Source organism: Pseudomonas siliginis (genome assembly GCF_019145195.1).
GTDB classification, from domain to species: domain Bacteria; phylum Pseudomonadota; class Gammaproteobacteria; order Pseudomonadales; family Pseudomonadaceae; genus Aquipseudomonas; species Aquipseudomonas siliginis.
Window position 1 is genome coordinate 25,783 of the sequence record NZ_JAHSTW010000010.1, and the last position, 25,912, is coordinate 51,694.

The window sequence follows — 25,912 nt, forward strand, 5'->3', positions numbered from 1 at the left end:
TTCAGAAGTCCGCGTCCCAATCCACCTTCATCTCGCCCGCTTCCAGGTCGACGGCCAACACGCATTGCTCCGTATAGGGCAACAGGCGTTCGCGATCATCCAGGCTGCCAGCGCAAGGCTTGACGACCATTACATCATTGGCGCCGGTTTCCAGAAGATGATCGATTTTCCCGAGCAGTTGACCAAGGGTGTCGATGACCTTCAGACCTTCCAGCTGGTACCAGTAGTACTCGCCTTCGGTCAATTCAGCGAACAGGTTGCGCGGCACGCAGATCTCATAACCGGCCAGAAGACGAGCTTCTTCACGATCATCGAGACCCTTGAGCTTGGCGACCAGGAACTTGTCGCTCCCGCGTCCACTGACCAGCTCGACCTGTTTGACATTGCCTTCGCGCTTGAGCGTCCAGGTTTTGTACTGCAACAGGTTTTCAGTCGGATCAGTAAAGGAATAAACCTTCACTTCGCCGCGAACGCCATGAACAGAATAAATTTTGCCAATAACGATCAAATCATCGGCAGGGGCTGGCGTCGCGTTCATATTGCTCAGGCCGCAGCCTTGGCAGATTCCTTCAACAACTGAGCAACGCGCTCAGAAGGTTGTGCACCAACGCTCAGCCAGTAGGCAACGCGCTCTTGGTTCACGGACAGACGGATTTCCTGACCACGGGCAACAGGGTTGAAGAAACCAACCTGTTCTTTGTGGGAGCCGTCACGCGGGTTACGCGAGTCGGTTACGGTCAGGTGGTAAAACGGGCGCTTTTTGGAGCCGCCAAGGGCAAGACGGATTGTTAGCATGTGAACATCGTTCCTGTAGTCGGTGCTGCAAATCTAAATGCACAGCGGGCATGGGTGCCCGAAAGGCCGCATATTCTAAGGAATATCCGGACTTTTGCAAATGACTTTTTCCGGCGCCCATGGCATGCCGTGCAGATTTGCATAGAGAGCCGTCGATAAAAACGGCCAGTCAGCTCCCGCCGAGTGCGGGTTTGCTGTTGATCCTGCGTCCTTGCAGGGTCTGCGCCGGTGCGACGACCGGCGAAGTCTTTACATTTTCGGCATGCCGCCGCCGGGCAACATACCGCCCATGCCGCGCATCATTTTTGCCATACCGCCCTTGGCGGTGAATTTCTTCATCATCTTCTGCATCTGCTTGTGCTGCTTGATCAAGCGGCCGATGTCCTGCACCTGCGTGCCGGAACCCATGGCGATCCGGCGCTTGCGCGAACCGCTGATCAGCTCAGGGTCGCGGCGCTCGGCCGGGGTCATGGAATTGATGATGGCTTCCATCTGCTTGAATTGCTTCTCTGCGGCGTTCTGGGCATTGCCCATCTGCGACAGGTTGACGCCACCGATGCTCGGCAGTTTGTCCATGAGGCCGCCGAGGCCGCCCATGTTCTTCATCTGTTGCAGCTGATCGCGGAAGTCTTCGAGGTCGAAGCCCTTGCCCTTTTTCAGCTTCTTGGCCAGTTTGTCGGCCTTGTCCTTGTCGAGGGTCGCTTCAGCCTGTTCGATCAGGCTGAGCACGTCGCCCATGCCAAGAATCCGCGAGGCGATACGCTCAGGGTGGAACGGATCGAGCGCTTCGCTCTTCTCGCCCATACCGATGAACTTGATCGGCTTGCCGGTGATGGCGCGCACCGACAGCGCGGCACCGCCACGGGCGTCGCCGTCGACCTTGGTCAGGATCACACCGGTCAGCGGCAGCGCATCGCCGAAGGCCTTGGCCGTGTTGGCGGCGTCCTGACCGGTCATGGCGTCGACCACGAACAGGGTTTCAACCGGGTTGATCGCAGCGTGCAGCGCCTTGATCTCGCCCATCATCTCTTCGTCGATGTGCAGACGACCGGCGGTGTCGACGATGACCACGTCGATGAATTTCAGTTTGGCTTCTTTAATAGCCGCATTGGCGATGTCGACCGGCTTCTGGCTCAGGTCGGACGGGAAGAACGTCACGCCGATGTCGTTGGCCAGGGTTTCCAGCTGCTTGATCGCGGCCGGACGGTAAATGTCCGCAGACACGACCATGACCGACTTCTTCTTGCGCTCTTTAAGGAAGCGCGCCAGCTTACCGGCAGTGGTGGTTTTACCCGCGCCCTGCAAACCGGCCATCAGAATCACGGCTGGCGGAACGGCACTCAGGTTGAGGTCTTCGTTGGCCGCGCCCATCAGGCTTTCGAGTTCGGCCTGGACGATCTTCACGAACGCCTGGCCCGGCGTCAGGCTGCGCGACACCTCGGTGCCGACAGCGCGCTCCTTGACCGAATTGACGAAGTCCTTGACCACCGGCAATGCGACGTCAGCTTCGAGCAACGCCATGCGCACTTCACGCAGGGTGTCTTTGATATTGTCCTCGGTCAGCTTGGCCTTGCCGGTGACATGGCGCAGCGTCTGCGAGAGACGGTCGGTTAAGTTTTCAAACATTGCGCGATCCTTTCAGGCCCTGTACGAACCGGGATAATGGCGGCCCAGACCGGAATCAACATGTGCTCGGCGAGCCTGCGGCGTGGGCAGGTCGCGGATTATAGCGAAGACTGCGGCCGGCGGACACCTCGCCGTCAGCTTGCGGAGTCTTTCGTGCCGTGGCGGTTCTATGCCAAACTCAGCGCCTTTCGGGCTCGCCTAACAGGATTTATGCTCCCCTTGTCACCCAGTTTGCTGACCACCCTCGCCGCCGCCCTGCTCTATGCCGCTGCGACCGTCTATCAAAGTACCCGCCTGGCCACCGGCGCCAAGGCGAACAAGCGCCTGCTGGTCAGCCTCGGCGTATTCGCCGTGCTCGCCCACGGCGCCAGCCTGCTCACCCATCTGTTGACCCCGATCGGCCTCGGCCTGGACTTCTTCAGCGCGTCCAGCCTGATTGCCGCTGCGGTGATTGCCCTGACTCTGCTGGCCTGTTCGCGGATCCCGGTGGAAAACCTGCTGGTGCTGTTGTTCCCCCTGGGCGCGATCACGGTATTGCTGGCGCAGTTCGCGCCGACCGGCACAGTGCAGATCATCGATGAAGAGCCGGGCATCCTCGCGCACATTCTATTGTCGATCCTCGCCTACGGCATGTTCACCATCGCCGTGTTCCAGGCGTTGCTGCTGCTGGTTCAGGACCATCAGCTCAAGCACAAGCACCCGTCCGGGCTGATCAAGAACTTCCCGCCCCTGCAAACCATGGAAAGCCTGCTGTTCGGCTTTCTCTGGGCCGGCTGGACGCTGCTGTCGCTGTCGCTGATTTCCGGCTGGCTGTTCGTCGAGAACCTGTTTGCCCAGCATCTGGTGCACAAGACCCTGCTGGCCTGTCTGGCGTGGATCGTCTTCAGCGTGCTGTTGTGGGGTCGCAACCGACTGGGCTGGCGCGGCCACAAGGCGATTCGCTGGACCCTCGCCGGTTTCTGCCTGCTGATGCTGGCGTACTTCGGCAGCAAACTGGTTCGTGAATACATTCTGCACATCTGACGGGCGGCATAAATGGACGGTTTGCCCATAGGGCCGATGCTCGCGGTATTTGTCCTGCTGATCTTATGGTCAGGGCTGTTTACCGCCGTCGAAATCGCGCAGCAGCACCTGCTCGCGCAACGTATCGCTTCGCGCGCCAGCGATAAACCGCTGGCGAAGCTGAGCTTCCCGCTCGACAGCCTGATCCTCTGCAATACCCTGTGCCGCGCTCTCGCGGTGATCATCGCGACGCTGCTGGCGATTTTTCTCTGCGAAGAAAATGGCCCGTGGGCGGCCTGCCTTGGCGCCGGTGCCATCCTGCTGGTGTTCGCCGATTATTTCCCACGCACCGTGGCCCGGCGCTATCCCGACGCCGTGCTGGCGTTCGGCAATGCCCTGCTGACCGTGCCGATGAAAATCGTCTACCCGTTCGCGTGGCTGTTCAGCCGGGTCAGCGCTTTGTTGATGACCCCGTTCACGCGCAAGGCTCAGGTGGTGCAACAGAGCGAGGACGAGTTGCCGGCCGATCACGATGATGATCCCGAACATCCGGTCCGCGCCCACCCGGTGTCGGGCATTCATGCGCTGGACAACATCACGGTCAACGACATTCTGGTGCCGCGCAGTGACGTCGACGGCATCAACCTCGACGATTCGATCGAAGAGATCATCGAGCAACTGCGCGAGAACAAGCGCACGCGTCTGCCGGTGTTTCACAGTGACATCAATCAGGTAGAAGCGGTGCTCAACACCCGCCAGATCGGCCATTTGCTGAGCAACGGTGGATTGACCCGCGAGGCACTGCTGGCCGCCAGCTACGAGCCCTACTTCGTCCCGGAAAGCACGCCGCTGCAACTGCAACTGCTGAACTTCCACAAACAGCAACGCCGTCTCGGCATGGTCGTCGATGAATACGGCGAAGTGCTGGGCATCGTCACGCTTGAAGACATTCTCGAAGAAATCGTCGGCGAATTCGAAAGCGAGCACAGCCTCGACAACCCGCACATCCATCCCCAGGCCGACGGGCGTATGGTGATCGATGGTGCAGCATCGATCCGCGACCTGAACAAGTGCCTGGGCTGGCACCTGCCGAGCGACGGGCCGAAGACCCTGAACGGCCTGGTCACCGAAGCGCTGGAAACCATTCCGGAAAGCGCGGTGTGCCTGAAGATCGGGCGTTATCGACTGGAAATCCTCGAGACCGAGGAGAACCGGGTGAGCAAGGTGTTGATCTGGCTGACCTCATCGGTGCCTGCTCTGATGCCTGCTCGATAAAGCTGCATTGTTTGCGCTTGTTTGATCGTTAGCCCCCTTCCTATAATCGAGGCGCTTACCCAAGCGCCGTCGATCCCTGTGCCTACCCGGCACTGCCCGGATCCTGACTGTTTCCGCTGCAAACCGACGACTGTTCCTACTCGAAACAGCGCTCGCGCCCTACCCCACATCCCTGGGTGTTCGACCATAATAATTCGCTCCACTGGAGCTCATGACTGTCAGGGATCACCGCATGACGACCCATACCGCTTACAGCGAAACCGCGCCTGCCCAGCCGACCAATTCCGCCACCCGCGTGGCCACGGCAAGCTTCATCGGCACCGCCATCGAGTTCTACGACTTCTACGTTTATGCCACTGCTGCGGCGCTGGTGATCGGGCCGGTGTTCTTTCCGCAGACCTCCGGCACGGCGCAGATGCTTTCCGCTTTTCTCACTTTCGGCATTGCCTTCCTCGCCCGACCACTGGGTTCGGCACTGTTTGGCCACTTCGGCGACCGCATCGGGCGCAAGTCGACGCTGGTCGCCTCGCTGCTGTTGATGGGCGTGTGCACCACCTTGATTGGCGTGTTGCCGGGCTACGACAGCATTGGTGCCTGGGCGCCGATTCTGCTGTGCGTGCTGCGTTTCGGTCAGGGCCTGGGCCTGGGCGGCGAATGGGGCGGTGCGGCGCTGCTGGCTACGGAGAACGCGCCGAAGGGCAAGCGCGCGTGGTTCGGCATGTTCCCGCAGCTCGGCCCATCGATTGGTTTTCTTGCGGCCAACGGTCTGTTCCTGACCCTGGCGATGACGCTGGATGATGAACAGTTTCGCAGCTGGGGCTGGCGCATTCCGTTTCTGCTCAGCGCGGCGCTGGTGATGGTCGGCCTGTATGTGCGCCTCAAGCTGCATGAAACGCCAGTGTTCGCCAATGCGATCGCCCGTCACGAGCGAGTGAAAGTGCCGCTGGTGGAGTTGTTCAGCCAATACTGGGCGCCGACCCTGCTCGGTGCGGCGGCGATGGTGGTGTGCTATGCGCTGTTCTATATATCGACGGTGTTTTCCCTGAGCTACGGCGTGGCCACGCTGGGTTATAGCCGCGAAACGTTCCTCGGCCTGCTGTGCTTTGCCGTGTTGTTCATGGCTGCAGCGACGCCATTATCCGCTTGGGCCAGCGACCGTTACGGGCGCAAACCGGTGCTGATCATCGGTGGCGTGCTGGCGATTCTGTCCGGATTCCTGATGGAACCGTTGCTGACGCAGGGCTCGACCTGGGGCGTGGCGCTGTTTCTGTGCATCGAGTTGTTTTTGATGGGCGTGACATTCGCACCGATGGGCGCGCTGTTGCCTGAGCTGTTTCCGACCCACGTGCGTTATACCGGCGCTTCAGCGGCGTACAACCTGGGCGGCATCGTCGGGGCCTCGGCGGCGCCGTTCTTTGCGCAGAAACTGGTGGCGATGGGCGGGTTGAGCTATGTCGGCGGGTATGTGTCGGCGGCAGCGGTGTTGAGTCTGATTGCGGTGTTGTGCTTGAAGGAGACGCGCAATAACGATCTGAATCAGGTTGCCTGACAGAAGATCAAGAGCTTCGCGAGCAGGCTCGCTCCCACAGGAAAATGCATTCCAAATGTGGGGGCGAGCCTGCTCGCGAATAGCTGCCGCGACCCGGTTTACAGCTCGACAACAACCGCCTGCGACGCACGGGTCGCTTTGCCGCGAGCAGCCTCGATCGACTCATCCCGCGCCAGCGCCACGCCCATGCGGCGCTGGCCGTTTACTTCCGGCTTGCCGAACAGACGCAGCGCGGTGTCCGGCTCGCTCAGCGCAGCGCCCAGATTGGCGAATGCAGTCTGGGTCGACTGGCCTTCAACCAGAATCACTGCCGACGCCGACGGGCCGAACTGACGGATCAGCGGTACCGGCAGACCGAGAATGGCGCGGGCATGCAGGGCGAATTGCGACAGGTCCTGAGAAATCAGCGTGACCAGACCGGTGTCATGCGGCCGTGGCGAGACTTCGCTGAACCACACCTGATCACCTTTGATGAACAGCTCGACGCCGAACAGACCACGGCCACCCAGCGCTTCCGTCACAGCTTTGGCAACGCGCTCGGATTCAGCCAGAGCAATCGGGCTCATGGCCTGCGGCTGCCAGGATTCCTGATAGTCGCCCTTCTCCTGACGGTGACCGACCGGTGCGCAGAACGTGGTGCCGCCAATGTGGCGCACGGTCAGCAGGGTGATTTCGTAATCGAAATCGATGAAGCCTTCGATGATCACCCGACCTTTGCCGGCGCGACCGCCCTCTTGCGCGTAATCCCAGGCTTTTTGCACATCATCGGCGCTGCGCAGCAGGCTCTGACCCTTGCCCGACGAACTCATTACCGGCTTGACCACGCAGGGGAAACCCAGGTCCTGAACGGCTTTGCTGTAGTCCTCGAAGGTGTCGGCAAAGTGGTACGGCGAGGTCGGCAGGTCCAGCTCTTCGGCAGCCAGACGACGGATGCCTTCGCGGTTCATGGTCAACTGCGCCGCACGCGCGGTCGGAATCACGGTGAAGCCTTCGGCTTCCAGCTCGACCAGCGTGGCGGTGGCGATGGCTTCGATTTCCGGCACGATGAAGTGCGGCTTCTCGGCTTCGATCACTGCACGCAGGGCGGCGCCGTCGAGCATGTTGATCACGTGGCTGCGATGGGCGACTTGCATGGCCGGCGCGTTGGCGTAGCGGTCGACGGCAATCACTTCAACGCCCAGGCGCTGCAGTTCGATTACCACTTCCTTGCCCAACTCACCACAGCCACACAGCAATACGCGGGTCGCGGTTGGCGACAATGGAGTTCCGATACGGGTCATCTCAGGTCCTCAAAGGAAGCGGATCATCGAGGAAAGCCACGCAAGTGCGCTTTCCATGGGGAGAAAGCGCGGCATTTTACATGAACCCGAGGGTTTGGCTTCAGCTGGCGACAGCCTGTTTGCGATCACGCCAGGCCATGATCAGCCAGACGGCGGTGACGCCGGCGAACTTCGAGGCCAACGCGGTGATGATCACCGGCGGCGTCAATGCGTCGATCATGCCGAAAAAGATGAAGGTATCCAGCGGAATGCTCAGCGCCGAACTGATCCATAAACGGTCGCGCAATGGCCGCTTGGTGATGCTGAACACCAGCCAATCGATGCACTCGGAGACCGCGAACGCCGTGGCGCTGGCCAGCGCGATGGAAGGGTCGGACGTGATGTAGGAAAGCACCAGCGCCGCCAGCATCGCCACGATCGCGCCGTGACCGAAGCGCGTTTGCACCATGTCGCGCAGCACGAACACCAGCCCGCCCCAGGCCGACCAGATGATGTCCAGGTGCGGTGCGGTGGAAAAGGCGAAGTTGATCAGCACGACGCTGCTGATGTAGGCGATGAGGAAGATCATGGGGGCGGCCTGTAAATGTGGCGCACAGGTTACTTGAGCGCTGGTATTGCGCCAATAGGTGCGGTGACAGGACCGACGTCTTCGCGAGCAGGCTCGCTCCCACAGTGGAACGCATTTTCAAGGTGGGAGCGAGCCTGCTCGCGAAAGCGGTGGTTCAGACGCCTGACTTCGCGGGAATCATCCAGACCAATCCACTCGCCTTCGCCCGTTCATGACACAACCCCAGCACCACGCGGCGCTCGTCATTGTTCATGCGGCCCCAGCGAGTGATCTCCGCGACCGTGCGCTGGCATCCGGTACAAACGTCATCTTCATCCAGCGCGCAAATATTCACGCACGGCGAGGCGACGGGTCGTTCAACAGTCGTCATTGTTCCTGCTCGACCAGATCGCGGGCGTAACGCTGCGAGTTATGCACATAGTGCGCGGCGCTGGCTTCGAGCATCTTCTTTTGCGCCTCGGTCAGTTCACGCACGACCTTGCCCGGCGAGCCCATCACCAGCGAACCGTCGGGAATTTCCTTGCCTTCGCCGATCAGGGAATTGGCGCCGATGATGCAGTTCTTGCCGATCTTCGCGCCATTGAGAATCACCGCGTTGATACCGATCAGGCTGTAATCGCCGACCGTGCAGCCGTGGAGCATCGCGTTGTGGCCGATGGTCACGCCGGTACCGATGGTCAGTGGATAGCCCATGTCGGTGTGCATCACCGTGCCGTCCTGCACGTTGCTGTTCTTGCCGATGAGGATCAGTTCGTTGTCGCCGCGCAATACGGCGTTGAACCAGACGTTGGCGCCCTCTTCCAGGCGAACCTTGCCCACCAGCACGGCATTGGGCGCGACCCAGCTCTGTGGATGGGTTTCGACACGGGCGTCGCCCAGGCGGTATTTCATCTTGTTTTCCTCAGGGCTCACGGCCGTTCGAACGACGGCTCAGGTATCGATAAAACTTTTCGGCGGTCGGTGCAGGCTGATTTTGGCGTCATAGAGCAGGTTGATCAACTCGACGATCATGATCGCCGTCAGGCCCCAGATCTTGTACTCGCCGAAGCGATAGCTCGGCACATACCAACTGCGGCCCTGATAATCGATGCGATGGGTATGCTCGCGCGGGTCCTTGCGGAAGAATTCCAGCGGTACGCTGAAGACGGCGGCGATCTCGGCATCGTTGGGCTGGTATTCGACGAAGTCGGGAATCACGCCGACATACGGCGTTACCTTGATGCCGTGCAGGGAGATCAGCGGGCTTAGCGGGCCGATGACTTCGACCAGACCCGGTGGCAGGCCGATCTCTTCTTCGGCTTCGCGCAGCGCGGTGAATATGAGGTCCGGATCTTCCGGGTCGCGTCGCCCTCCGGGGAAGGCGACCTCGCCGCCATGGGTCGAAAGCCCGCTGGCGCGCAGGGTCAGGACCAGTTCCGGTTCGTCACTGCGGGTGATCGGCACCAGCACGGCGGCTTCGGGGAAACGTGCGTCGGTCTCCAGCGTGCGCGGTGTGTGGTTGCTTACCCTATGCAGTAGCTCGTCCAGCATGAGTGTTCTCGATCGGTGCCTTGCTCCGCATCATGCACCAATCAAAGCGAGCGCCCAAGCCCCCGAAACCCGTCGTGTCGCGAAACGACAACTTGCCGACCGGCCCCGCTGCACGCCAAGATAGGCGCAGCATTCAGGAACCCGAGCATGAAATTTTGCAGCCACTGCGGTAACCCGGTCACCCAGCGCATTCCCGAAGGCGACTCGCGGCTGCGATTTGTCTGCGACAGCTGTAAGACCATTCACTACCAGAATCCCAATATCGTCGCCGGGTGCGTACCGACCTGGGGGACGAAAGTGCTGCTCTGCCGCCGCGCCATCGAGCCGCGTCTCGGTTACTGGACGCTGCCCGCCGGTTTCATGGAAAACGGCGAGACCATCGAGCAGGCCGCCATCCGCGAAACCGCCGAAGAAGCCTGCGCCCGGGTGCGCAACCTGAGCATTTACACGCTGATCGACGTGCCGCACATCAGCCAGGTGCATGTGTTCTTCCGCGCCGAACTGGCCGATCTGCAGTATGCGGCCGGGCCGGAAAGCCTTGAAGTGCAGCTGTTCGAAGAAGCCGACATTCCCTGGGACGAGCTGGCTTTCCGCACGGTCGGGCGTACCTTAGAATGCTTCTTCGCTGATCGGCGCGTCGAGAAGTATCCGGTTCGTTCGGAATCGATTCCGCCATTGGTTCAGCCGGTGATTGTTGGCTAGAAGATCAAAAGATCGCAGCCTTCGGCAGCTCCTACCTAAAACCTGATTGCGTCACTCCCTGGGGAATCGTTTCAATGCGCTGGTTGCTTGCCCTGTTCTGCCTGTCGTTCGTCAGCGTTTCGCAAGCGTCATTCGTGACCACCGTGACGCCCTCGAACACTCCACTGATCGAAAAAGTCCTGGTACTCAAATCGGCTCACCAACTGCAGTTGATTGCCGACGGCAAGCCGCTGAAGACCTATCGCATTTCCTTGGGCAAGGGCGCGAAGAAAGGCCCGAAACTGATCGAGGGCGACAAACGCACTCCCGAAGGTTTCTATTGGATCGACTGGCGCAAGACCAGCGAGAAATTCAACCTGTCGATGCACATTTCCTACCCGAACATCAGCGATGCCGCCCGCGCGCGTCGTGAAGGCGTCGAGCCTGGCGGCATGATCATGATCCACGGCACTCCGGACTCGGCAGACAACCCGGAGCAGTTGTTCCATACCCTCGACTGGACCGATGGCTGTATCGCCATGCGCAACGTCGACATGCGTGAAGTGTGGAATCTGGTACCGGACGGCACGATGATCGAGATTCGCCCTTAATCCCTGACCACTGGTCACCCGCAAAAAAATAAATCAAAAGATCGCAGCCTGCGGCAGCTCCTACAGAGGTGATACCACTCCCAACTGTAGGAGCTGCCGCTAGCTGCGATCTTTTGCTTTTTTACAGACCCACACTAATACCACTTGCAAATACGCCCTCTGAAAACCGCCAATCTATTGGGTCAGGCACCGTTTCAGCGCGTTGACATGGTATTCAAGTGGTATTAGTTTCCGTCGCACAAGCGAGCCACAACAATCCTATACTCGCGACGGAAACGACCTAAATGAACGACCTCCAGCCCCTACGTCCCGACGATTCCCAGCCGACGCCGCTGTACTTGCAACTGGCGCGCAATCTGGAAGCGGCGATTCATGCCGGGCAGTGGAAGGCCGAACAGGCGATGCCGTCCGAGCGCAACCTCAGCGACCAGCTCGGCATCTCCCGAGTCACCGCACGCAAGGCGCTGGAAGTCTTGCTTGAGCAAGGCCTGATCCGCCGCCTGCAAGGCTCGGGCACGTTCATCACCCCACGCCTGGAACAACCGCTGTCGCGCCTGTCCGGCTTCAGCGAAATGCTGCGCCTGAAAGGTTTCGTGCCGAGTTCGAAATGGCTGGAGCGGGAGATCACCCTGCCAACCCACGAAGAACTGATCCGCCTCAGCCTGTCGCCGAACGACAAGGTCGCGCGCATGAAGCGTCTGCGCAAAGCCGATGACACGGTCATGGCGATCGAAATGAGTACCCTGCCCGCGTCGATCATGCCCAGGCCGCAAGCGGTGGGCGATTCGCTTTACGAATACCTCGACGGCATCGGCAAACCGATCGTCCGCGCCCTTCAGCACATCCAGGCAATCAACGCCTCTGACGAATTCGCCGCACTGGTCGGCATCGCCCCCGGCACCGCCATGCTGCTGATGACCCGGGTCGGCTATCTGGAAGACAACACGCCGATCGAAGTCACCGACACCTATTGCCGCAACGACTACTACGACTTTGTTGCAGAGCTTCGTAGATAAAGAGCCGCGTCGCTGAGCGCGGCCCCAAGCGAGAACCGAAATGTCCGAAGACAACATCCTCACCGCCAGCGGCTGGGTTCGCGGCCGGCTGATTCACGAACACGGCAAGATCGTGTCGATCGAAGGCGTGCCCTGCGATCCGGCGGCTAACGATCTGCCCTATCTGCTGCCGGGTTTCATCGACCTGCATGTGCATGGCGGCGGTGGCAAAGACATCATGGAAGGCGCCGAAGCCTTCGAAACCATCAGCAGAACCCACGTGCGTTTCGGCACCACTTCGCTGTTGGCCACGACAATGACTGCGCCGAGCGCGGAGATCTCCAGCGTCCTCAAAGACGTAGGAGAATTCTGTGAACAGCGTCCGAAAGGCGCCGCGCGAGTGCTTGGCGTACACCTTGAAGGCCCTTACATCAACCCGGGAAAACTCGGCGCTCAACCGAACTTCGCCCACACCGCGTTGATGGCAGAAGTCGAAGAATATCTGGCGCTGGCACCGATCCGCGTCATCACCATTGCCCCGGAAATCGCCGGTCACGATGCATTGATTCGCGAGCTGAGCAGCCGTGGCATCCGCATGCAGATCGGCCACACCCTCGGCAGCTACGAGGAAGGCGTCGCCGCGCTGGCTGCCGGTGCCAGCAGTTTCACCCACCTCTACAACGCCATGAGCCCGCTGCATCACCGCGAGCCGGGCATCGTCGGCGCAGCACTGGCGCACGCCAAATACGCCGAGCTGATTCCCGATCTGCTGCACGTACACCCCGGCGCCATTCGCGTGGCCCTGCGTTCGATCCCGTGCCTGTATTGCGTCACCGATTCGACCGCCGCCGCCGGCATGCCCGACGGTGAATACAAGCTTGGCAGCCACACCGTGACCAAATGCCTGGGCGGCGTGCGTCTGCCCGACGGCACGCTGGCCGGCAGCACCCTGACCATGGATCAGGCCCTGCGCAATCTGGTGAAGATCGGTTTGCCTATCGCCGAAGCCTCGCAGCGTCTGTCGCAATTTCCCGCCGACTATCTCGGCATCACCGAACGCGGGCGCCTTGCCCCCGGCGCCTGGGCCGACTGCGTGCGGCTTGATCGCTCACTCACACTGACCGCCGTCATGGTCGAAGGAGAAGACATTGACTTCAAAAATGCTTGAAGAGGCGCTGTCCTCGTTCGAGGCCGTGCAAGCCCAACTGCAACAGCTCGACGCGCCGATGATCGAGATCGCCGGGCGCCTGCGCCGGCAGCCACCGCAAGTGGCGATGACCGTCGCCCGTGGCAGCTCCGACCACGCGGCGAGCTACTTCGCCTACCTGACCATGCAGCAACTGGGCGTGCCGGTGGCCTCGTTGCCGATGTCGGTGGTGACCATGCAGCAGGCGCCGCTGAAAGTCAGCGGTCAGGTCGCCTTTGCGTTTTCGCAGTCGGGGCAGAGCCCGGATCTGGTCAACAGCCTGCGCCTGTTGCGCAAGCGTGGCGCGCTGAGCGTGTCGATGGTCAATGCCGCCGATTCGCCACTGGAAGCGGCGTGTGAATTCAGCCTGCCGCTGCTCGCCGGCACGGAAAGCAGCGTCGCCGCGACCAAGAGTTTTATCGCCACCCTCAGCGCCAGCGCGCGTTTGATCGCGCACTGGAAAGAGGACAGCGAATTGCTGCAAGCCCACGATGCGCTGCCAGAAGGCCTGCGCGAAGCGGCGAAACAGGACTGGAGCGTGGCCATCGAAGCCCTGCGCGATTGCGAGCGCCTGATGGTGATCGGCCGTGGCGCCGGTTTCGCGATTGCCCAGGAAGCGGCGCTGAAGTTCAAGGAAACCTCGGCGATTCAGGCCGAAGCGTTCAGCAGCGCCGAAGTCCGTCATGGCCCGATGGCACTGATCGACGAACACTATCCGCTGCTGGTGTTCGCCCCACGCGGTGCCGAGCAGGCCGGCCTGCTGAGCCTCGCGGCAGAGATGCGTCAACGCGGCGCCCGGGTCTTGCTCGCCGCGCCAGATGACGTCAACGAACGCGACCTGACCCTGAGCCGCGCCGAACACCCGGCCCTCGACCCGATTCTGGCGATCCAGAGTTTCTACGTAATGGCCGCTGGCCTGGCCGAGGCGCGGGGCATGGACCCGGATCAGCCGCGCCATTTGAGCAAAGTAACCCGCACGCATTAAGTCCGACTGACTGCACACCTGATGAGACCCAGCCATGCCCGACAACAATAAAGAGCTGACCCTCAGCGCCCCGCTCAGCGGCCCGGTGCTGACGCTCGCCAACGTCCCGGACGCGGTGTTCGCCAGTGGCGCGATGGGCGACGGCATCGCCATCGACCCGCTCAACGACACGCTGTATTCGCCCTGCGCCGGCGTGGTCATCCACGTCGCGCGCAGCAGCCATGCGGTGACCGTGCGCGCCGACAACGGTGCGGAAATCCTTTTGCATCTGGGTCTCGACACCGTTGAATTGAACGGTGAAGGTTTCGCCATGCTGGTCAAGGAAAGTGATCGCGTCAGCCTCGGTCAGCCGCTGCTGCGCTATGACCTGGACAAGGTCGGCCAGCACTGCAAAAGCCTGGTCAGCCTGTTGATCCTGACCAACAGCGCGGATTTTCAGGTGCGGCCGATCACCCTCAAAGCGGTGAAAGTCGGCGAGCCGTTATTGCACATCATCGCGCGCAATGTTGTCGCGGCGAATGCCGATACAAGCGGTGGGCCTGAGGTTCGTGGCCAGGCACGGGTCGCTCATCGCGGCGGCTTGCATGCGCGCCCGGCTGCGCTGATCCGCCAGACCGCCCAGGGTTTCAGCAGCCATTCACAGCTGCACTTCAACGGTAAATCGGCGCCGTGCAACAGCCTGATCGGTTTGATGGGTCTGGCCATTGGCGAGCAGGATGAGGTGCAGGTCAGTTGTCAGGGGCCGGACGCCGATGCCGCATTGCAAGCTCTGCTCAGCGCATTGGCCACGGCGCTGCCGGATGATCATCACGCGCAAGCGCCGACCTCCACTGCGGCGCTGAAACGCCCGGCCGAGGCTGGCGTGTTGCACGGTGTTTGCGCGGCGCCGGGGCTGGTCGCCGGGCCTTTGTTTCGCTTGAACGCGATCACCTTGCCGGTGGATGCGGGCCATCACGATCCAGTGCAACAGCAGCAGACTCTTGAAACGGCATTGAACGCGGTGCGCAGCGAAATCGCCGCCACCCTCGCCCAGGCGAAAAAGCACAAGAACGCCGACGAAGAAGCGATCTTCGCTGCACACATGGCGCTGCTCGAAGACCCGGCCCTGCTCGACGCCGCGCAGCAATTCATCGCGCAAGGCACCGCTGCGACGCACGCCTGGAGCCAGTCGATCGACACCCAGTGCGACATGCTGCAAGGCACCGGCAGTCCGCTGCTGGCCGAACGGGCCAACGATTTGCGTGATCTAAAACAACGCGTCCTGCGCGCCCTGCTTGGCGAGGCCTGGCAATACCAGGTTCCGGCCGGCGCCATCGTTGCCGCCCACGAACTGACGCCGTCGGATCTGCTGCAACTCAGCGCGCAAGGTGTCGCCGGGTTGTGCATGGCCGAGGGCGGCGCGACCTCCCACGTCGCGATTCTGGCGCGCGGCAAAGGTCTGCCGTGCCTCGTCGCTTTGGGCGCGCAATTGCTTGAGCAGCCGCAAGATCAAGCCGTGGTGCTCGACGCTGATGGCGGGCGCCTCGAATTGACCCCAAACGCCGAGCGCCTGAGCGAAGTACAGCAGGCACAAATCCAGCGCCAGCAGCGCCGCGACAGCCAACAGGCCAAGGCCCATTTGCCCGCTGAAACCCGCAATGGCGTGCACATCGAAGTGGTCGCCAACGTCGCCTCAAGCAACGAAGCGGCAGACGCTTTTGCCAACGGTGCCGATGGCGTCGGCCTGTTGCGCACCGAGTTTCTCTTCGTCGATCGCCAGACTGCTCCGGACGTCGAAGAACAGCGCCGCGCCTATCAAGCGGTCATCGATGCCATGGGCGACAAGTCAGTGATCATCCGCACCATCGACGTCGGTGGCGACAAGCAACTCGACTACCTGCCGCTGCCCGCCGAGGCCAACCCGGTGCTCGGTCTGCGCGGCATTCGGCTGGCCCAGGCGCGCCCGGAAATTCTCGATCAGCAACTGCGCGCACTGTTGCAGGTCAAGCCGTTGTCGCGTTGCCGGATTCTGTTGCCGATGGTCACCGAGGTCGACGAGCTGCTGCATATCCGCCAGCGCGTTGATGCCTTGTGCCTTGAGCAGGGGATTACCGAGCGCCCGGAGATCGGCGTGATGATCGAAGTCCCCGCCGCTGCGCTGCAAGCCGAACAACTGGCCGAACACGCCGACTTTCTCTCGATCGGCACCAACGATCTGTCGCAATACACCCTGGCCATGGACCGCGACCACGCCGGGCTGGCGGCACGGGTCGATGCCCTGCACCCCGCGTTGCTGCGTCTGATCGCCATGACCTGCCAAGGCGCGGCGGTGCACAAGCGCTGGGTCGGTGTCTGCGGCGCCCTCGCCTCCGACCCGCTGGCCACGCCGGTGCTGATCGGCCTCGGCGTCACCGAACTGTCGGTGAGCCCGGTGCAGATCGGTGAAATCAAGGACCGCGTGCGTCAGCTGCATGAAGCCGAATGTCAGCGCCTGAGCCGCGACCTGCTCAAGCTGTCCAGCGCCGCCGCCGTTCGCCACGCCTGTCATCAACATTGGCCTCTGCGCTAACAAAAACAAAAAGGACAAACGCCATGTACCAACTCTTCATCGAAGGCCTGCAACGCCTGGGCCGCGCGCTGATGCTGCCGATCGCGATCCTGCCGATTGCCGGCCTGCTGCTGCGCCTGGGCGACACGGACCTGTTGAACATCGCGATCATTCACGATGCCGGGCAAGTGATTTTCGCCAACCTGGCGATGATTTTTGCCATCGGCATCGCCGTCGGTTTCGCCAAAGACAACAACGGCACCGCCGGCCTGGCCGGGGTGATCGGTTATCTGGTGATGATCTCCACGCTCAAGGTGCTCGATTCGACCATCAACATGGGCATGCTCGCCGGGATCGTCAGCGGCCTGATGGCCGGTGCGCTGTACAACCGCTTCAAGGACATCAAGCTGCCGGAGTATCTGGCGTTCTTCGGTGGCCGGCGTTTTGTGCCGATTGTCACCGGGTTCGCGGCGGTCGGTCTGGGCGTGCTGTTCGGTTATATCTGGCCGCCGATCCAGCAGGGCATCAATGCGTTCGGCGCGCTGATGATGGAAAGCGGCAGCATCGGCGCCTTCGTCTTCGGCGTGTTCAACCGCCTGCTGATCGTCACTGGCCTGCACCACATCCTCAACAACATGGCGTGGTTCGTCTTCGGTAACTTCACCGACCCGACCACTGGGGCATTGGTGACCGGCGATCTGTCGCGTTATTTCGCCGGCGATCCGAAGGGCGGGCAGTTCATGACCGGCATGTTCCCGATGATGATCTTCGGCCTGCCCGCCGCGTGCCTGGCGATGTACCGCAACGCTTTGCCGGAGCGGCGCAAGGTGATGGGCGGGATCTTCCTGTCGATGGCGCTGACCTCGTTTCTGACCGGTGTGACCGAGCCGATCGAATTCGCCTTCATGTTTCTCGCGCCGTTGCTGTTCCTCCTGCACGCGCTGCTGACCGGGCTGTCGATGGCGATCACCAACGGCCTGAACATTCATCTGGGCTTCACCTTTTCCGGTGGTTTCATCGACATGATTCTCGGCTGGGGCAAATCGACCAATGGCTGGCTGGTGGTGCCGGTCGGGCTGGCTTATGCGGTCATCTATTACCTGGTTTTCGACTTCTGTATTCGCCGCTTCAACCTGAAGACGCCGGGGCGCGAAGACGTGGCCACGGCAGAAAAAGCCGTGCTCTCGGAAACCGAACGCGCCAGTGCGTATATCAAAGCCTTGGGCGGCGCCGAGAATCTGCTCACCGTCGGCGCGTGCACGACCCGACTGCGCCTGGAGATGGTCGATCGCAACAAGGCCTCGGATGCCGAGCTGAAAGCCTTGGGCGCGATGGCGGTGGTGCGCCCGGGCAAGGGTGGCAGTTTGCAGGTCGTGGTCGGGCCGTTGGCTGACAGCATTGCCGATGAGATTCGCTTGGCCATGCCTGCGCTGGGCCGTACAACTTTGGCAGAAACCGTAGTAGTTGCCGATGAGCCGACGACTGTTGCGCTTACCCGCAACGAGGCGCAGCAATGGCTGAATGCGCTGGGCGGTCGCGACAATGTGCTGCAGCTCGATTGCATCGCCATGACCCGTATTCGACTGCAACTGGCCGATGCCAAGGCGCTGTCCGAGGCGCAGCTCAAAGCGCTCGGCTGCCTGGGTGTCAGCCAGTTGGACGGTGGCGTCTGGCATTTGCTGGTGGGGGACAAGGCCGCGAGTTTGAGTGGCGCGATCGAGGCGTTGCTGAGTCGCGGGGAGGTCAGCGCGCAGGTTTGATCTGCGCGGGTGGCGGGAGGGCTGGAGCGGGCGCCGAAAATACGGCACGCGCACGATACATGAATACCACCCTCCTCCACGCCCTGCTCGCCATGCTGGCCCTTCATCCCCAGCATGGAAATCGTGCCCATGAGCACCCCCAACGCACCCACACCCGATGAGCTCAAAAACGATCTCAACCAGATCGGGCGTCTGCTCTTCAACACCGAAACTCCGCTGTTGCCCGAGCACAAACCGAGCACCGAGCAGGCTCATCTCAAACGCCTCGAAGAGCAGCTGAAAACCTATCGCGACGGCTACCTGCAACGCAGCCGCGCGCTCTATCAGGCGCTGGCAACCAGCGACCTGCAGAGCGAGGCAGGCAAGCAACTGATCGCCACGCTGAAGGTGCGCCTCAACACGCAACTGATCAACATGGATCTGCGTGACCAGATCGACGGCAAAGCGGCAAAAACCTTCCTCAAATACGACGCCGGTTTCACTGCGCTTGAGTACGAGGCGCAACAGGCCGTCACCGATCGCCTGCTGCACCCACAGGCCGGCGAGCTGATACAGAAACTGGCACTCGGCCCGCTGTTGCGTCCGGCCATGTATGCGTTGCAGTTCACTTATCAGCAAACCACTGTCGAGCTGGCCGGGGCTTTTCTTGTGACGCAAAAAGACACCCCGAAAGTCAGCGATCTGCTGACCGACCAGAGCGCTGGCTTCGTCGTGTTGTTCACACCGGCCAGGGGCCTGGAGTTGTTCAATTCCCTGGCTGATCTCGATGCCCATCTGCTCAAGACCATGCAGCACAGCATCAGCCGTGGCGAATTGATGCAGCTGCTGCCCAGCCGCTACCACGATGTCGGTACAGCGGGAATCTGGCCATTGCAGCTGGCGCCCATCGACAGCAAACCGCTGTTCGAACACATCTACGATGCCTTGATCGAAAAGCGCACCCTGGATATCGAACATGCATTGAGTTTCGCCGCCAATCCGCAGCAGGATGGCGCTGTACTGATCGCCGAGCTGGGGCGCGCCATCGACGCGGCGCTGCCGAATCTCACCCCGCGCCTGGCACTTCAGGCACAAACCCTGTTCGAGCGGCATTTGCGCAACAGCGCCCCGGACTGGTACCGCAGCGCCGACGCCGCCAAGCGGGCCGAACTGGCGTTGCACCTGGGCAACTACAACCATGCCCGGCAAAACCTGCTTGACCTGATGGGCCCGGCGGTCAGCCTGATCGCCGTGGCCCGCCACCAATGGCTGGAACGGCTGAGTGATGATTTGCAAATCGACGATCTGGAACCGGACCAGCTGCAGATCACTACGAATCGGCAGGTCCCCGGATTCGGCGCTTATGTGCACAAGAGCAATTTGCTCGAGCTGACCTTGCGCGGCCCGCACACCGGCGATGAGTTGCCGGGCTCGGCGTTTCTCAGCCACACCCGGCTGACTTACAACGACCTGCCGTTATCCGACGAGTACGCGGATGTAACGCCCGCCTGGGTGATCAAGCAGGCACTGGAGCTGGAACCGCGCGTCGACTTCGCACGCTTGCAAACGCAGATGCAGGCGAGATCCGCGATCAAACCTGCGATCGAGCAGATGCTCGATCAGCGCATCGTCGCGCTCGCCCATGCCGCAGCGCTGCAAGGGCATCTGCTCGACAGCGATCTGCAAATGCTCCAGCGCCTGCGTAACGGCAGCGATCCACAGCTGCGCGCCGCCACGCTGTCTTTACATGGTGCCCAACTGCAGGATCTGTGGGTGCTGCGTCAGAACGACGAATCCGGTGCGGTCCGCCGCCTGCTGCTTTGCACACCGCAGGCGCCCCGTGAACGCCAGTTCGAGGCGTTCGACAGCGAGCGCCAATTGCAGACCCATCTACTGGGTTGGGCCAAGCAGAATGACGCCGCCGAAAGCATGGCCGGCTATCTGATCAGCCGCGCACCGATGCGCTTTCGTTCGACCCTGCGCAAGGTGTTGTCGGGGCTGAGCCTGAAGCCGGAAGCAGCAGAGCACCAGAAAGTCGCCTTCGACCACCTGGGCAACCATCTCGATTGCCTCAAAGCGATGGCTGAACACATGCTCGCCACACGCATCGACGACTACGACTTCAGCACCCCGGTGTGGTATCGCTCGACCACTGCGGCCAATCGCCGAAAACTCTCGACCCTGAGCGACGACGCCGAGGGGGCTTTGCGCGCGTTCAATCAGCATCCGCTGTCGGGCGGACGTTTTCAGGCGTTTGACGATTACGTGCATGCGCAAGCGAAGATCAGCCTGAACCGCTTGCTCAAGCGCCCTGCCAATGACGTCGATCCGGACACCGTCTGGGCCTATTCGCCAAAGTCGATCGTGCCCTCATGGACGCCGAAACCGCTGACCTATACCCGGCTGTATCGCGACGGCTATGCCGACGGCGTCGGTTTTCTCGACCAGAAATTCTCACGCTCGGCGCGCTTCAAAGGTCCGCAAGGCGTCGATATCAGTAGCCTGACCGCGCAGAACGTAGCCCGCTCGGTCACGGGGGTCTGGATCGGCAAACGCTATACCGACAAAGTCAAAAACGAGCTGCAGGATTCGAAAAGCGAAGGCTACGCGTTCCGACGCAACGCGACGCTGGCCATCACTCAGCGCCAGATGCAAAGCGCCGCGCTGGAATGCCAGCTGCAAGGACATATCGCCAGCAGCGACCTGCAATGGCTGCAGCAAAGCATCAGCAGCATGGATCAAACGTCGGGGCAGACCCGGACGAAATACCCGATCCACCGGTTGATGATCGACGGCGAATGGGTGATCGATGCCTGGTTGTTCAGCCATGGCGGCGATCCGGTCCTGCTGTATACGCCGGACGCACCGGACGGCGTGCGCTTTCGCGAAGCGCGCCTGTTCAATTACCTGCTGCTGCAGTCGGGCATGATCGAGTACCTGACCCAGCGGGTGGGTGTCAGCGCCCAGACCCGGGTGCGCACGCATCTGGAAAGCATCCGCAAGAATCTGCCCAAAGACCTCAACAGAACCACACCCAGCCCCGCCCGTTATGACTCGATGCGCCCGGCCGACGCCGTCAGCGACCTGCGTACCGCGCTCTACGACATGAAGTTGCAACGGCGGATCGACAACGTCCATGCCACGACCACCAGTCGTACCGAAATGATCGCCGGCCTGATCTGGACGAGCGTCGAATGGGTCGCTGCCATCGCCACCGCGCCGTTCCCGCTGTTGAGCCTGAGCACCGGCCTGTTGCTGGCCTTCAAGGACGCGATGCTCGCCCTGCATGCCTATCGTCAGGGTAATAACAACGAAGCGTTCCGGCACTTGCTCGGTTATCTGTTCAACAGTGCTGGCGCGGTGCTGACGGATCTGCGTCCGGCGCTGCGTTCACTCAAGCCCGTCCGGCGCCCGTTGCGTCGAGCTGTCACCACCGTTGGCGACGAGCAAGAGGATCTTCTGCCATTGATCGATCAGATGGCGACCGAACCGGTCCGGGACGATATGCATGCCGTCGTCTTCAGAGGGCAGTCGTATTACGCCAGCACTACCCCGGACGCACTCGGCCGTTATTTGCTCTACCGCCCGGATCCGAACGGCTCCGGACTGCTTTCGACCGGCATTCTGACCGTGCGCAACTCCGACGGAGTGATGGTGCGCAGCGGCCTGTCCGGCGGTGCACCAAAATACGAAGCCGTGCCCGAGACACCCGGCCCGCATAAAGACTATGGAGTCGCTATCAAGTACCGGGAGCGCGTCGAAACATTGCTGGATCCGCAGTCGCGAAGACGAATGCTCCAGCTGGGCGAGCACTACATGGGCGTCTCACCACAGGTCATCCTGGTCAACGTGGTCGACAAAATGGCCAACATGCGCCAAGCCTATCTGCAACAGGTGGAAAAACTCACCACGGACGCCACGCGCCATTTTGCCCAACTCGCACCGCTGCCCGCTCGCGCCGAAGTGCCGGCGGTTGCCGCCAACACCTCATTCGCACAGTTGATTGCCAGCGATGCATTCGCCGCAAAGAATCTGGTCATCGGTGCACAGCCCGGCTCCCTCGCCAGCAAACAGGCACTGATCGAAAATCTCGACGTCCTCTTGGAGAACGGCTACAAGCACCTCTTCCTCGAATACCTGCCGGGAGACGTGTTTCATCTCAAACTGGAAAAGTTCAACAAGGGCGAGTCCTGGTACCACATCAAGAAACATCTGAAGGCGCTCGATAAAGCCATGGGCCATGAGCCTGACGCGCCTTTCTCTTACCTGGCGCTGGTGCGCAAGGCACGGGAAAAAGGCATGAGTATCCATGCGCTGGACGGCTCGACCAGTTATCAACTCGAAGGGATCATGGTGATGTCCGAGGTCTCGCCTTTGACCCCGCGAAACAATCGCATCAGAAACTTCTATTCGCACAAAGCGCTTGCCACCGATATGGCCGAGATCGGCGAAGAGCGCTGGATTGCCCTGACCGAGCAGTCGCGCATGACCACGTTCGACAACACCCCGGGCCTGGCCGACCTGCACGAGGCCGTAGCCGTGCGTATTGAAGACATCGACTTGTACCAACCCGCACGCATAAGCAGGGATGCGCCCGGTGCCATCGCGGGAGACGCGACAGCGCAAGGTGATTACCTCGTACAGATGCCGAGTGCCTACAAGGCACCTCTACCTGTCTCCAAGCCGCCCGCCGCAGCTAGCGCGGTTGACCATTTCAGCGAGTTCGATATTGCTTCGCCACTGCGCGACGATATTGCTGAAATGTTGCATCAGCCCAACTCCATGCACTCGAGTTACACCCCGACAATACCCAGTGAAAGAAAGGCCTACGAGGCTTTCATAGCCCAGCGCAACCGCCTGGAAAAAACCGCCAGGGACGCTTTTACCGACTACGTCCCACCCGATGCGCCGATCCTGCCGGTGCTCACCGCCGACTGCACATTCGAAGCTTTTTTGCGGCAATTGACCGACGGACATCTGAATCTGCTGATCGGCGAAGCCCACGTCGATGTAGCGAGCAAAGCGCTGCTGAAAAAGCACATGAAAGCCCTTAAGCAAGCAGGCTATGACACGTTGTATGTCGAGCACCTGTTCACCGACCTGCACCAGGCCGATCTCGACACTTTTCTGCGTACCCAGCGCATGCCGGACAGGCTCAAGGCTTATCTGCATCGTCAGGATCAAGGGCAGATGCCGACTTACACAGGGAGCGATACGTACACGGCGGTCTGTCAGGCGGCGGCCAAATACAACATTCGCATCAGAGCCCTCGATTGCACGGCGTCCTATCACCTCAATGGCGTGTATGACAAACACGTCTCCCGAAACGAGATGTTCAGCTATTTTGCAACCCAAGTGATCGAGGCTGATCAACTGGCCAACGGGCCGCATAAATGGGTAGCCTTCATCGGCAGTGCGCATACCAATTACAACCTCGGTGTGCCAGGTCTGGCCGATACACTGTCCGCCGTCAGCCTGCACGTGCGCGATACTGCCCCTGAACTGGCCAGGGATATTCACCGTGGGTCGTGGGAATTTGTCAGCGGCAAGCACGAGGCCAACGTCAGGGCTTTGAGCAGCGATTTTGTGATGGAGGTGGCCGTCCCCGGAACGAAAAAGTCTGCGGCGACGCCTTCTGTCAGTCGCAGCAAACTGACCGAACCCGGAAACTTCCTTATAGAAAATGCAGACACCCGCAACGCCAGCGTGGTGCATAAATCCAGGTCCGGCGAGATCGTTGAGACGCCGATTCAGATCAATGACAAGGGTCTGTTCTTCGTTGATCGCTGGGAGAAAAAAGATCAGACCTTCACCTACCTGCGCACGTTGATCGACATGCTCGTCACAGACGTGAAGCTGACACAGGTGACGTGACGCCCGGGCGATTGCACGTCGTGGAAAACCACTGGGCTTGACGGCCCAGTGGTTTTTTCATGCCTGAGGATCCACCCGATCCAGCGCACGGTTCACCGCCAGCTCAGCGAGCATGATGATCTGCTGAATCGCCAGCGCCGTATTGCGCTGCGGTCGCCCCAACTGATCGGCGAAATCACTGGCCAGGGTGTTGGCTGAAGCGAGGGATTCACAGGCGTGGGCGAGCAGGGTTTCGGTGTCGATTTCCGGCTGGATGAGGAACATGGTGCCGGGCGGGCGCGCCTTGCTCGGCTGCGGACACAGGTAAAAATCCAGAGCCCGCTTGATCGCTTCGCGGTTTTTCGCGAGGTCGTCGGCGCGGATGGTTTGTTCGAGGGGGGTGGGTTCGTATGGTGGATCGGGAACGATTTTATCCACAATGCTTCTCCTGCTGATGCTGATGGACAGCCATCGATCGCCGGATCTCACGCGGCGAATAGGTGGCAGCTATGTGCGAGGTGAGATCCACCGGAGCAGGCAACCGGCCAGACCGAAGTCTGCCCGCACACAGCCGCCATAAAGCAGGCAGCAGATTGAGCTGGCGCCAATTATCGTGGTGCTGGCGCCAGTTGCAAGCTATCCGGGGATCTCACTCCCGATCGCTGATTCGCAGCGACGGGAAAAGACTAGAGATCGCACGTCCGACGGACAACCTGAAAACCTTGTGGGAAGGTTCTGGTCATCGGGTACCGGATTTAAACAATTTCAAGTTCTCGGGCGCCTGGATGGGCCTCATCGCGAGCAGGCTCACTCCTACAATTGGATCGAGTACAACCTCAAGAAACAGGTCGGCTGTCAGGCCGCCTTCGCGAGCAGGCTCGCTCCCACAAAAGCAAAAGCAAAGCAGCGCAGCTGCCCGCGGCGAAGCCGCCCCACTCAACAATGAGCGCAGGCTCGAGTGCTCTTGATCTTGATCCACCGGCGACGTCGGAAGGCTGAGTGGAGGGATTGATCCGGGCGTGGGAGCGCAGCGACCGTCTGGCGCAGCCAGACACAGCGCAAGGAGGTGCAGCGAAGCAAACCGTAGCCGCTGCGCCCGGATCAGTCCCGGAGCGAAGGAACCCGAGCCTGCGAGGGCCGAACGCAGGAGCAAGCCTTTTGGGTTACCTTTTTGGCGTTTGAAAAAGGTGACTCGCCGTAAGGGCGAAACCGCCAGCCGCGACACCCGAAGCAACGGATATTCACCCAATCAGCCAGCATGCTCGCCTGTAAGGGCGCCTTCGCGAGCAGGCTCGCTCCCACAGTGAAAATGCGCCCGCACAAAAATCAGCGGCAACAAAAAACCCGCAGACAATCACTCATCTGCGGGTCTCCCGTTCCAGCAGCAAAGAAGATCAGAAATCCTCCAGCCGCCACACCTCATAAGCCGGCGTCTCATACGGATGACTGAGCTTCAACGCCGCCACAACAGCCACGATCAACTCATCCGCAACGACAAGCTCAACCTTCCATTCCTCAACCCGCTCGACCTGCCCCGCCTGACCGATAAACGGCTGACTGCCGTCCAACGGTCGAAACTGGCCCAGGCCAAGCACCTGCCACGCACAGTGGTCATAGTCACCGATCCGCCCACCACCGGCAGCGAACACAGCCCCTTTGACCACCTCGACATGACTGTCAGGAACAAAAAACGCCAGCTTGTACACAGGC

At 61.1% G+C, this 25,912-nt stretch carries 21 protein-coding genes; 11 read left to right on the forward strand and 10 right to left on the reverse strand.

What is annotated here, in order from left to right:
* Nucleotide 1 precedes the first annotated feature (1 nt).
* From rimM to ffh, 3 genes are all read right to left on the reverse strand, one after another.
* A complete protein-coding gene (gene rimM, locus KVG87_RS19680; RefSeq protein WP_016771538.1) occupies nucleotides 2-538 on the reverse strand; it encodes a ribosome maturation factor RimM in 537 nt (178 codons plus the stop codon).
* Nucleotides 539-543: 5 nt separating this feature from the next.
* A complete protein-coding gene (gene rpsP, locus KVG87_RS19685; protein WP_003185073.1) occupies nucleotides 544-795 on the reverse strand; it encodes a 30S ribosomal protein S16 in 252 nt (83 codons plus the stop codon).
* Nucleotides 796-1,044: 249 nt separating this feature from the next.
* The gene (gene ffh, locus KVG87_RS19690; RefSeq protein ID WP_007967791.1) at nucleotides 1,045-2,421 is read right to left on the reverse strand and encodes a signal recognition particle protein; all 1,377 of its coding nucleotides are present in this window, start codon (nucleotides 2,419-2,421) and stop codon (nucleotides 1,045-1,047) included.
* 210 nt (nucleotides 2,422-2,631) lie between these two features.
* On the opposite strand from ffh, the gene KVG87_RS19695 reads away from it, so the two are divergent.
* The 3 genes from KVG87_RS19695 (at nucleotide 2,632) to KVG87_RS19705 (ending at nucleotide 6,247) form a co-directional block, all read left to right on the forward strand.
* Entirely contained in the window at nucleotides 2,632-3,444 is an 813-nt protein-coding gene (locus KVG87_RS19695) for a cytochrome C assembly family protein (protein WP_016771539.1), read from the forward strand.
* Nucleotides 3,445-3,456: 12 nt separating this feature from the next.
* Nucleotides 3,457-4,698, forward strand: coding sequence for a CNNM domain-containing protein (locus KVG87_RS19700; RefSeq protein WP_217852187.1), 1,242 nt, complete (start codon nucleotides 3,457-3,459; stop codon nucleotides 4,696-4,698).
* A 232-nt stretch (nucleotides 4,699-4,930) separates the two neighbouring features.
* The gene (locus tag KVG87_RS19705) at nucleotides 4,931-6,247 is read left to right on the forward strand and encodes an MFS transporter (RefSeq protein ID WP_076566027.1); all 1,317 of its coding nucleotides are present in this window, start codon (nucleotides 4,931-4,933) and stop codon (nucleotides 6,245-6,247) included.
* A gap of 98 nt (nucleotides 6,248-6,345) precedes the next feature.
* Here KVG87_RS19705 and purT read toward each other — a convergent pair whose 3' ends face one another.
* The 5 genes from purT to KVG87_RS19730 form a co-directional block, all read right to left on the reverse strand.
* Nucleotides 6,346-7,527, reverse strand: coding sequence for a formate-dependent phosphoribosylglycinamide formyltransferase (gene purT / locus KVG87_RS19710; RefSeq protein WP_217852189.1), 1,182 nt, complete (start codon nucleotides 7,525-7,527; stop codon nucleotides 6,346-6,348).
* A 100-nt stretch (nucleotides 7,528-7,627) separates the two neighbouring features.
* Nucleotides 7,628-8,095, reverse strand: coding sequence for a VUT family protein (locus tag KVG87_RS19715; RefSeq protein WP_016771544.1), 468 nt, complete (start codon nucleotides 8,093-8,095; stop codon nucleotides 7,628-7,630).
* A gap of 154 nt (nucleotides 8,096-8,249) precedes the next feature.
* Nucleotides 8,250-8,465, reverse strand: a complete 216-nt coding sequence (locus KVG87_RS19720; RefSeq protein WP_039759143.1) for a DUF1289 domain-containing protein — start codon at nucleotides 8,463-8,465, stop codon at nucleotides 8,250-8,252.
* Nucleotides 8,462-8,986, reverse strand: a complete 525-nt coding sequence (locus tag KVG87_RS19725) for a gamma carbonic anhydrase family protein (RefSeq protein ID WP_016771546.1) — start codon at nucleotides 8,984-8,986, stop codon at nucleotides 8,462-8,464. Before KVG87_RS19725 ends, KVG87_RS19720 begins: the two co-directional genes overlap by 4 nt.
* Nucleotides 8,987-9,025: 39 nt before the next feature.
* A complete protein-coding gene (locus KVG87_RS19730) occupies nucleotides 9,026-9,625 on the reverse strand; it encodes a CoA pyrophosphatase (RefSeq protein WP_016771547.1) in 600 nt (199 codons plus the stop codon).
* Between the two features lie 147 nt (nucleotides 9,626-9,772).
* Here KVG87_RS19730 and KVG87_RS19735 point away from each other — a divergent pair, with 147 nt between their 5' ends.
* From KVG87_RS19735 to KVG87_RS19770, 8 genes are all read left to right on the forward strand, one after another.
* Nucleotides 9,773-10,327, forward strand: a complete 555-nt coding sequence (locus KVG87_RS19735; RefSeq protein WP_217852191.1) for an NUDIX hydrolase — start codon at nucleotides 9,773-9,775, stop codon at nucleotides 10,325-10,327.
* Between the two features lie 74 nt (nucleotides 10,328-10,401).
* Nucleotides 10,402-10,917, forward strand: a complete 516-nt coding sequence (locus KVG87_RS19740; protein WP_217852193.1) for a L,D-transpeptidase family protein — start codon at nucleotides 10,402-10,404, stop codon at nucleotides 10,915-10,917.
* Between the two features lie 284 nt (nucleotides 10,918-11,201).
* Nucleotides 11,202-11,933, forward strand: a complete 732-nt coding sequence (locus KVG87_RS19745; RefSeq protein WP_056783114.1) for a GntR family transcriptional regulator — start codon at nucleotides 11,202-11,204, stop codon at nucleotides 11,931-11,933.
* Nucleotides 11,934-11,973: 40 nt separating this feature from the next.
* A complete protein-coding gene (gene nagA, locus KVG87_RS19750) occupies nucleotides 11,974-13,080 on the forward strand; it encodes an N-acetylglucosamine-6-phosphate deacetylase (protein ID WP_217852195.1) in 1,107 nt (368 codons plus the stop codon).
* On the forward strand, nucleotides 13,061-14,083 hold the full coding sequence (locus tag KVG87_RS19755) for an SIS domain-containing protein (protein ID WP_217852198.1): 1,023 nt from the start codon (nucleotides 13,061-13,063) through the stop codon (nucleotides 14,081-14,083). The genes nagA and KVG87_RS19755 overlap by 20 nt, the downstream gene beginning before the upstream one ends.
* Before the next feature lie 34 nt (nucleotides 14,084-14,117).
* Nucleotides 14,118-16,631 carry a phosphoenolpyruvate--protein phosphotransferase gene (ptsP, locus tag KVG87_RS19760; protein WP_217852200.1) on the forward strand — a complete coding sequence of 838 codons (2,514 nt, stop codon included), beginning with the start codon at nucleotides 14,118-14,120 and terminating at the stop codon, nucleotides 16,629-16,631.
* Nucleotides 16,632-16,654: 23 nt separating this feature from the next.
* The gene (gene nagE / locus KVG87_RS19765; RefSeq protein WP_217852202.1) at nucleotides 16,655-18,370 is read left to right on the forward strand and encodes an N-acetylglucosamine-specific PTS transporter subunit IIBC; all 1,716 of its coding nucleotides are present in this window, start codon (nucleotides 16,655-16,657) and stop codon (nucleotides 18,368-18,370) included.
* 129 nt (nucleotides 18,371-18,499) lie between these two features.
* Nucleotides 18,500-24,223, forward strand: coding sequence for a membrane-targeted effector domain-containing toxin (locus KVG87_RS19770; RefSeq protein ID WP_217852204.1), 5,724 nt, complete (start codon nucleotides 18,500-18,502; stop codon nucleotides 24,221-24,223).
* Nucleotides 24,224-24,280: 57 nt separating this feature from the next.
* Here KVG87_RS19770 and KVG87_RS19775 read toward each other — a convergent pair whose 3' ends face one another.
* Both KVG87_RS19775 and KVG87_RS19780 read right to left on the reverse strand, forming a co-directional pair.
* A complete protein-coding gene (locus tag KVG87_RS19775; RefSeq protein WP_076566012.1) occupies nucleotides 24,281-24,640 on the reverse strand; it encodes a DUF6124 family protein in 360 nt (119 codons plus the stop codon).
* Nucleotides 24,641-25,596: 956 nt separating this feature from the next.
* On the reverse strand, nucleotides 25,597-25,908 hold the full coding sequence (locus KVG87_RS19780) for a YqfO family protein (RefSeq protein WP_016771558.1): 312 nt from the start codon (nucleotides 25,906-25,908) through the stop codon (nucleotides 25,597-25,599).
* Nucleotides 25,909-25,912 lie beyond the last annotated feature (4 nt).

Excerpts from the sequence above, each read along its gene's own strand:
- rimM (WP_016771538.1), bottom strand. The coding sequence starts at position 538 with ATGAACGCGACGCCAGCCCCTGCCGATGATTTGATCGTTATTGGCAAA.
- rpsP (WP_003185073.1), bottom strand. The coding sequence starts at position 795 with ATGCTAACAATCCGTCTTGCCCTTGGCGGCTCCAAAAAGCGCCCGTTT.
- ffh (WP_007967791.1), bottom strand. The coding sequence starts at position 2,421 with ATGTTTGAAAACTTAACCGACCGTCTCTCGCAGACGCTGCGCCATGTC.
- KVG87_RS19695 (WP_016771539.1), top strand. The coding sequence starts at position 2,632 with ATGCTCCCCTTGTCACCCAGTTTGCTGACCACCCTCGCCGCCGCCCTG.
- KVG87_RS19700 (WP_217852187.1), top strand. The coding sequence starts at position 3,457 with ATGGACGGTTTGCCCATAGGGCCGATGCTCGCGGTATTTGTCCTGCTG.
- KVG87_RS19705 (WP_076566027.1), top strand. The coding sequence starts at position 4,931 with ATGACGACCCATACCGCTTACAGCGAAACCGCGCCTGCCCAGCCGACC.
- purT (WP_217852189.1), bottom strand. The coding sequence starts at position 7,527 with ATGACCCGTATCGGAACTCCATTGTCGCCAACCGCGACCCGCGTATTG.
- KVG87_RS19715 (WP_016771544.1), bottom strand. The coding sequence starts at position 8,095 with ATGATCTTCCTCATCGCCTACATCAGCAGCGTCGTGCTGATCAACTTC.
- KVG87_RS19720 (WP_039759143.1), bottom strand. The coding sequence starts at position 8,465 with ATGACGACTGTTGAACGACCCGTCGCCTCGCCGTGCGTGAATATTTGC.
- KVG87_RS19725 (WP_016771546.1), bottom strand. The coding sequence starts at position 8,986 with ATGAAATACCGCCTGGGCGACGCCCGTGTCGAAACCCATCCACAGAGC.
- KVG87_RS19730 (WP_016771547.1), bottom strand. The coding sequence starts at position 9,625 with ATGCTGGACGAGCTACTGCATAGGGTAAGCAACCACACACCGCGCACG.
- KVG87_RS19735 (WP_217852191.1), top strand. The coding sequence starts at position 9,773 with ATGAAATTTTGCAGCCACTGCGGTAACCCGGTCACCCAGCGCATTCCC.
- KVG87_RS19740 (WP_217852193.1), top strand. The coding sequence starts at position 10,402 with ATGCGCTGGTTGCTTGCCCTGTTCTGCCTGTCGTTCGTCAGCGTTTCG.
- KVG87_RS19745 (WP_056783114.1), top strand. The coding sequence starts at position 11,202 with ATGAACGACCTCCAGCCCCTACGTCCCGACGATTCCCAGCCGACGCCG.
- nagA (WP_217852195.1), top strand. The coding sequence starts at position 11,974 with ATGTCCGAAGACAACATCCTCACCGCCAGCGGCTGGGTTCGCGGCCGG.
- ptsP (WP_217852200.1), top strand. The coding sequence starts at position 14,118 with ATGCCCGACAACAATAAAGAGCTGACCCTCAGCGCCCCGCTCAGCGGC.
- nagE (WP_217852202.1), top strand. The coding sequence starts at position 16,655 with ATGTACCAACTCTTCATCGAAGGCCTGCAACGCCTGGGCCGCGCGCTG.
- KVG87_RS19770 (WP_217852204.1), top strand. The coding sequence starts at position 18,500 with ATGAGCACCCCCAACGCACCCACACCCGATGAGCTCAAAAACGATCTC.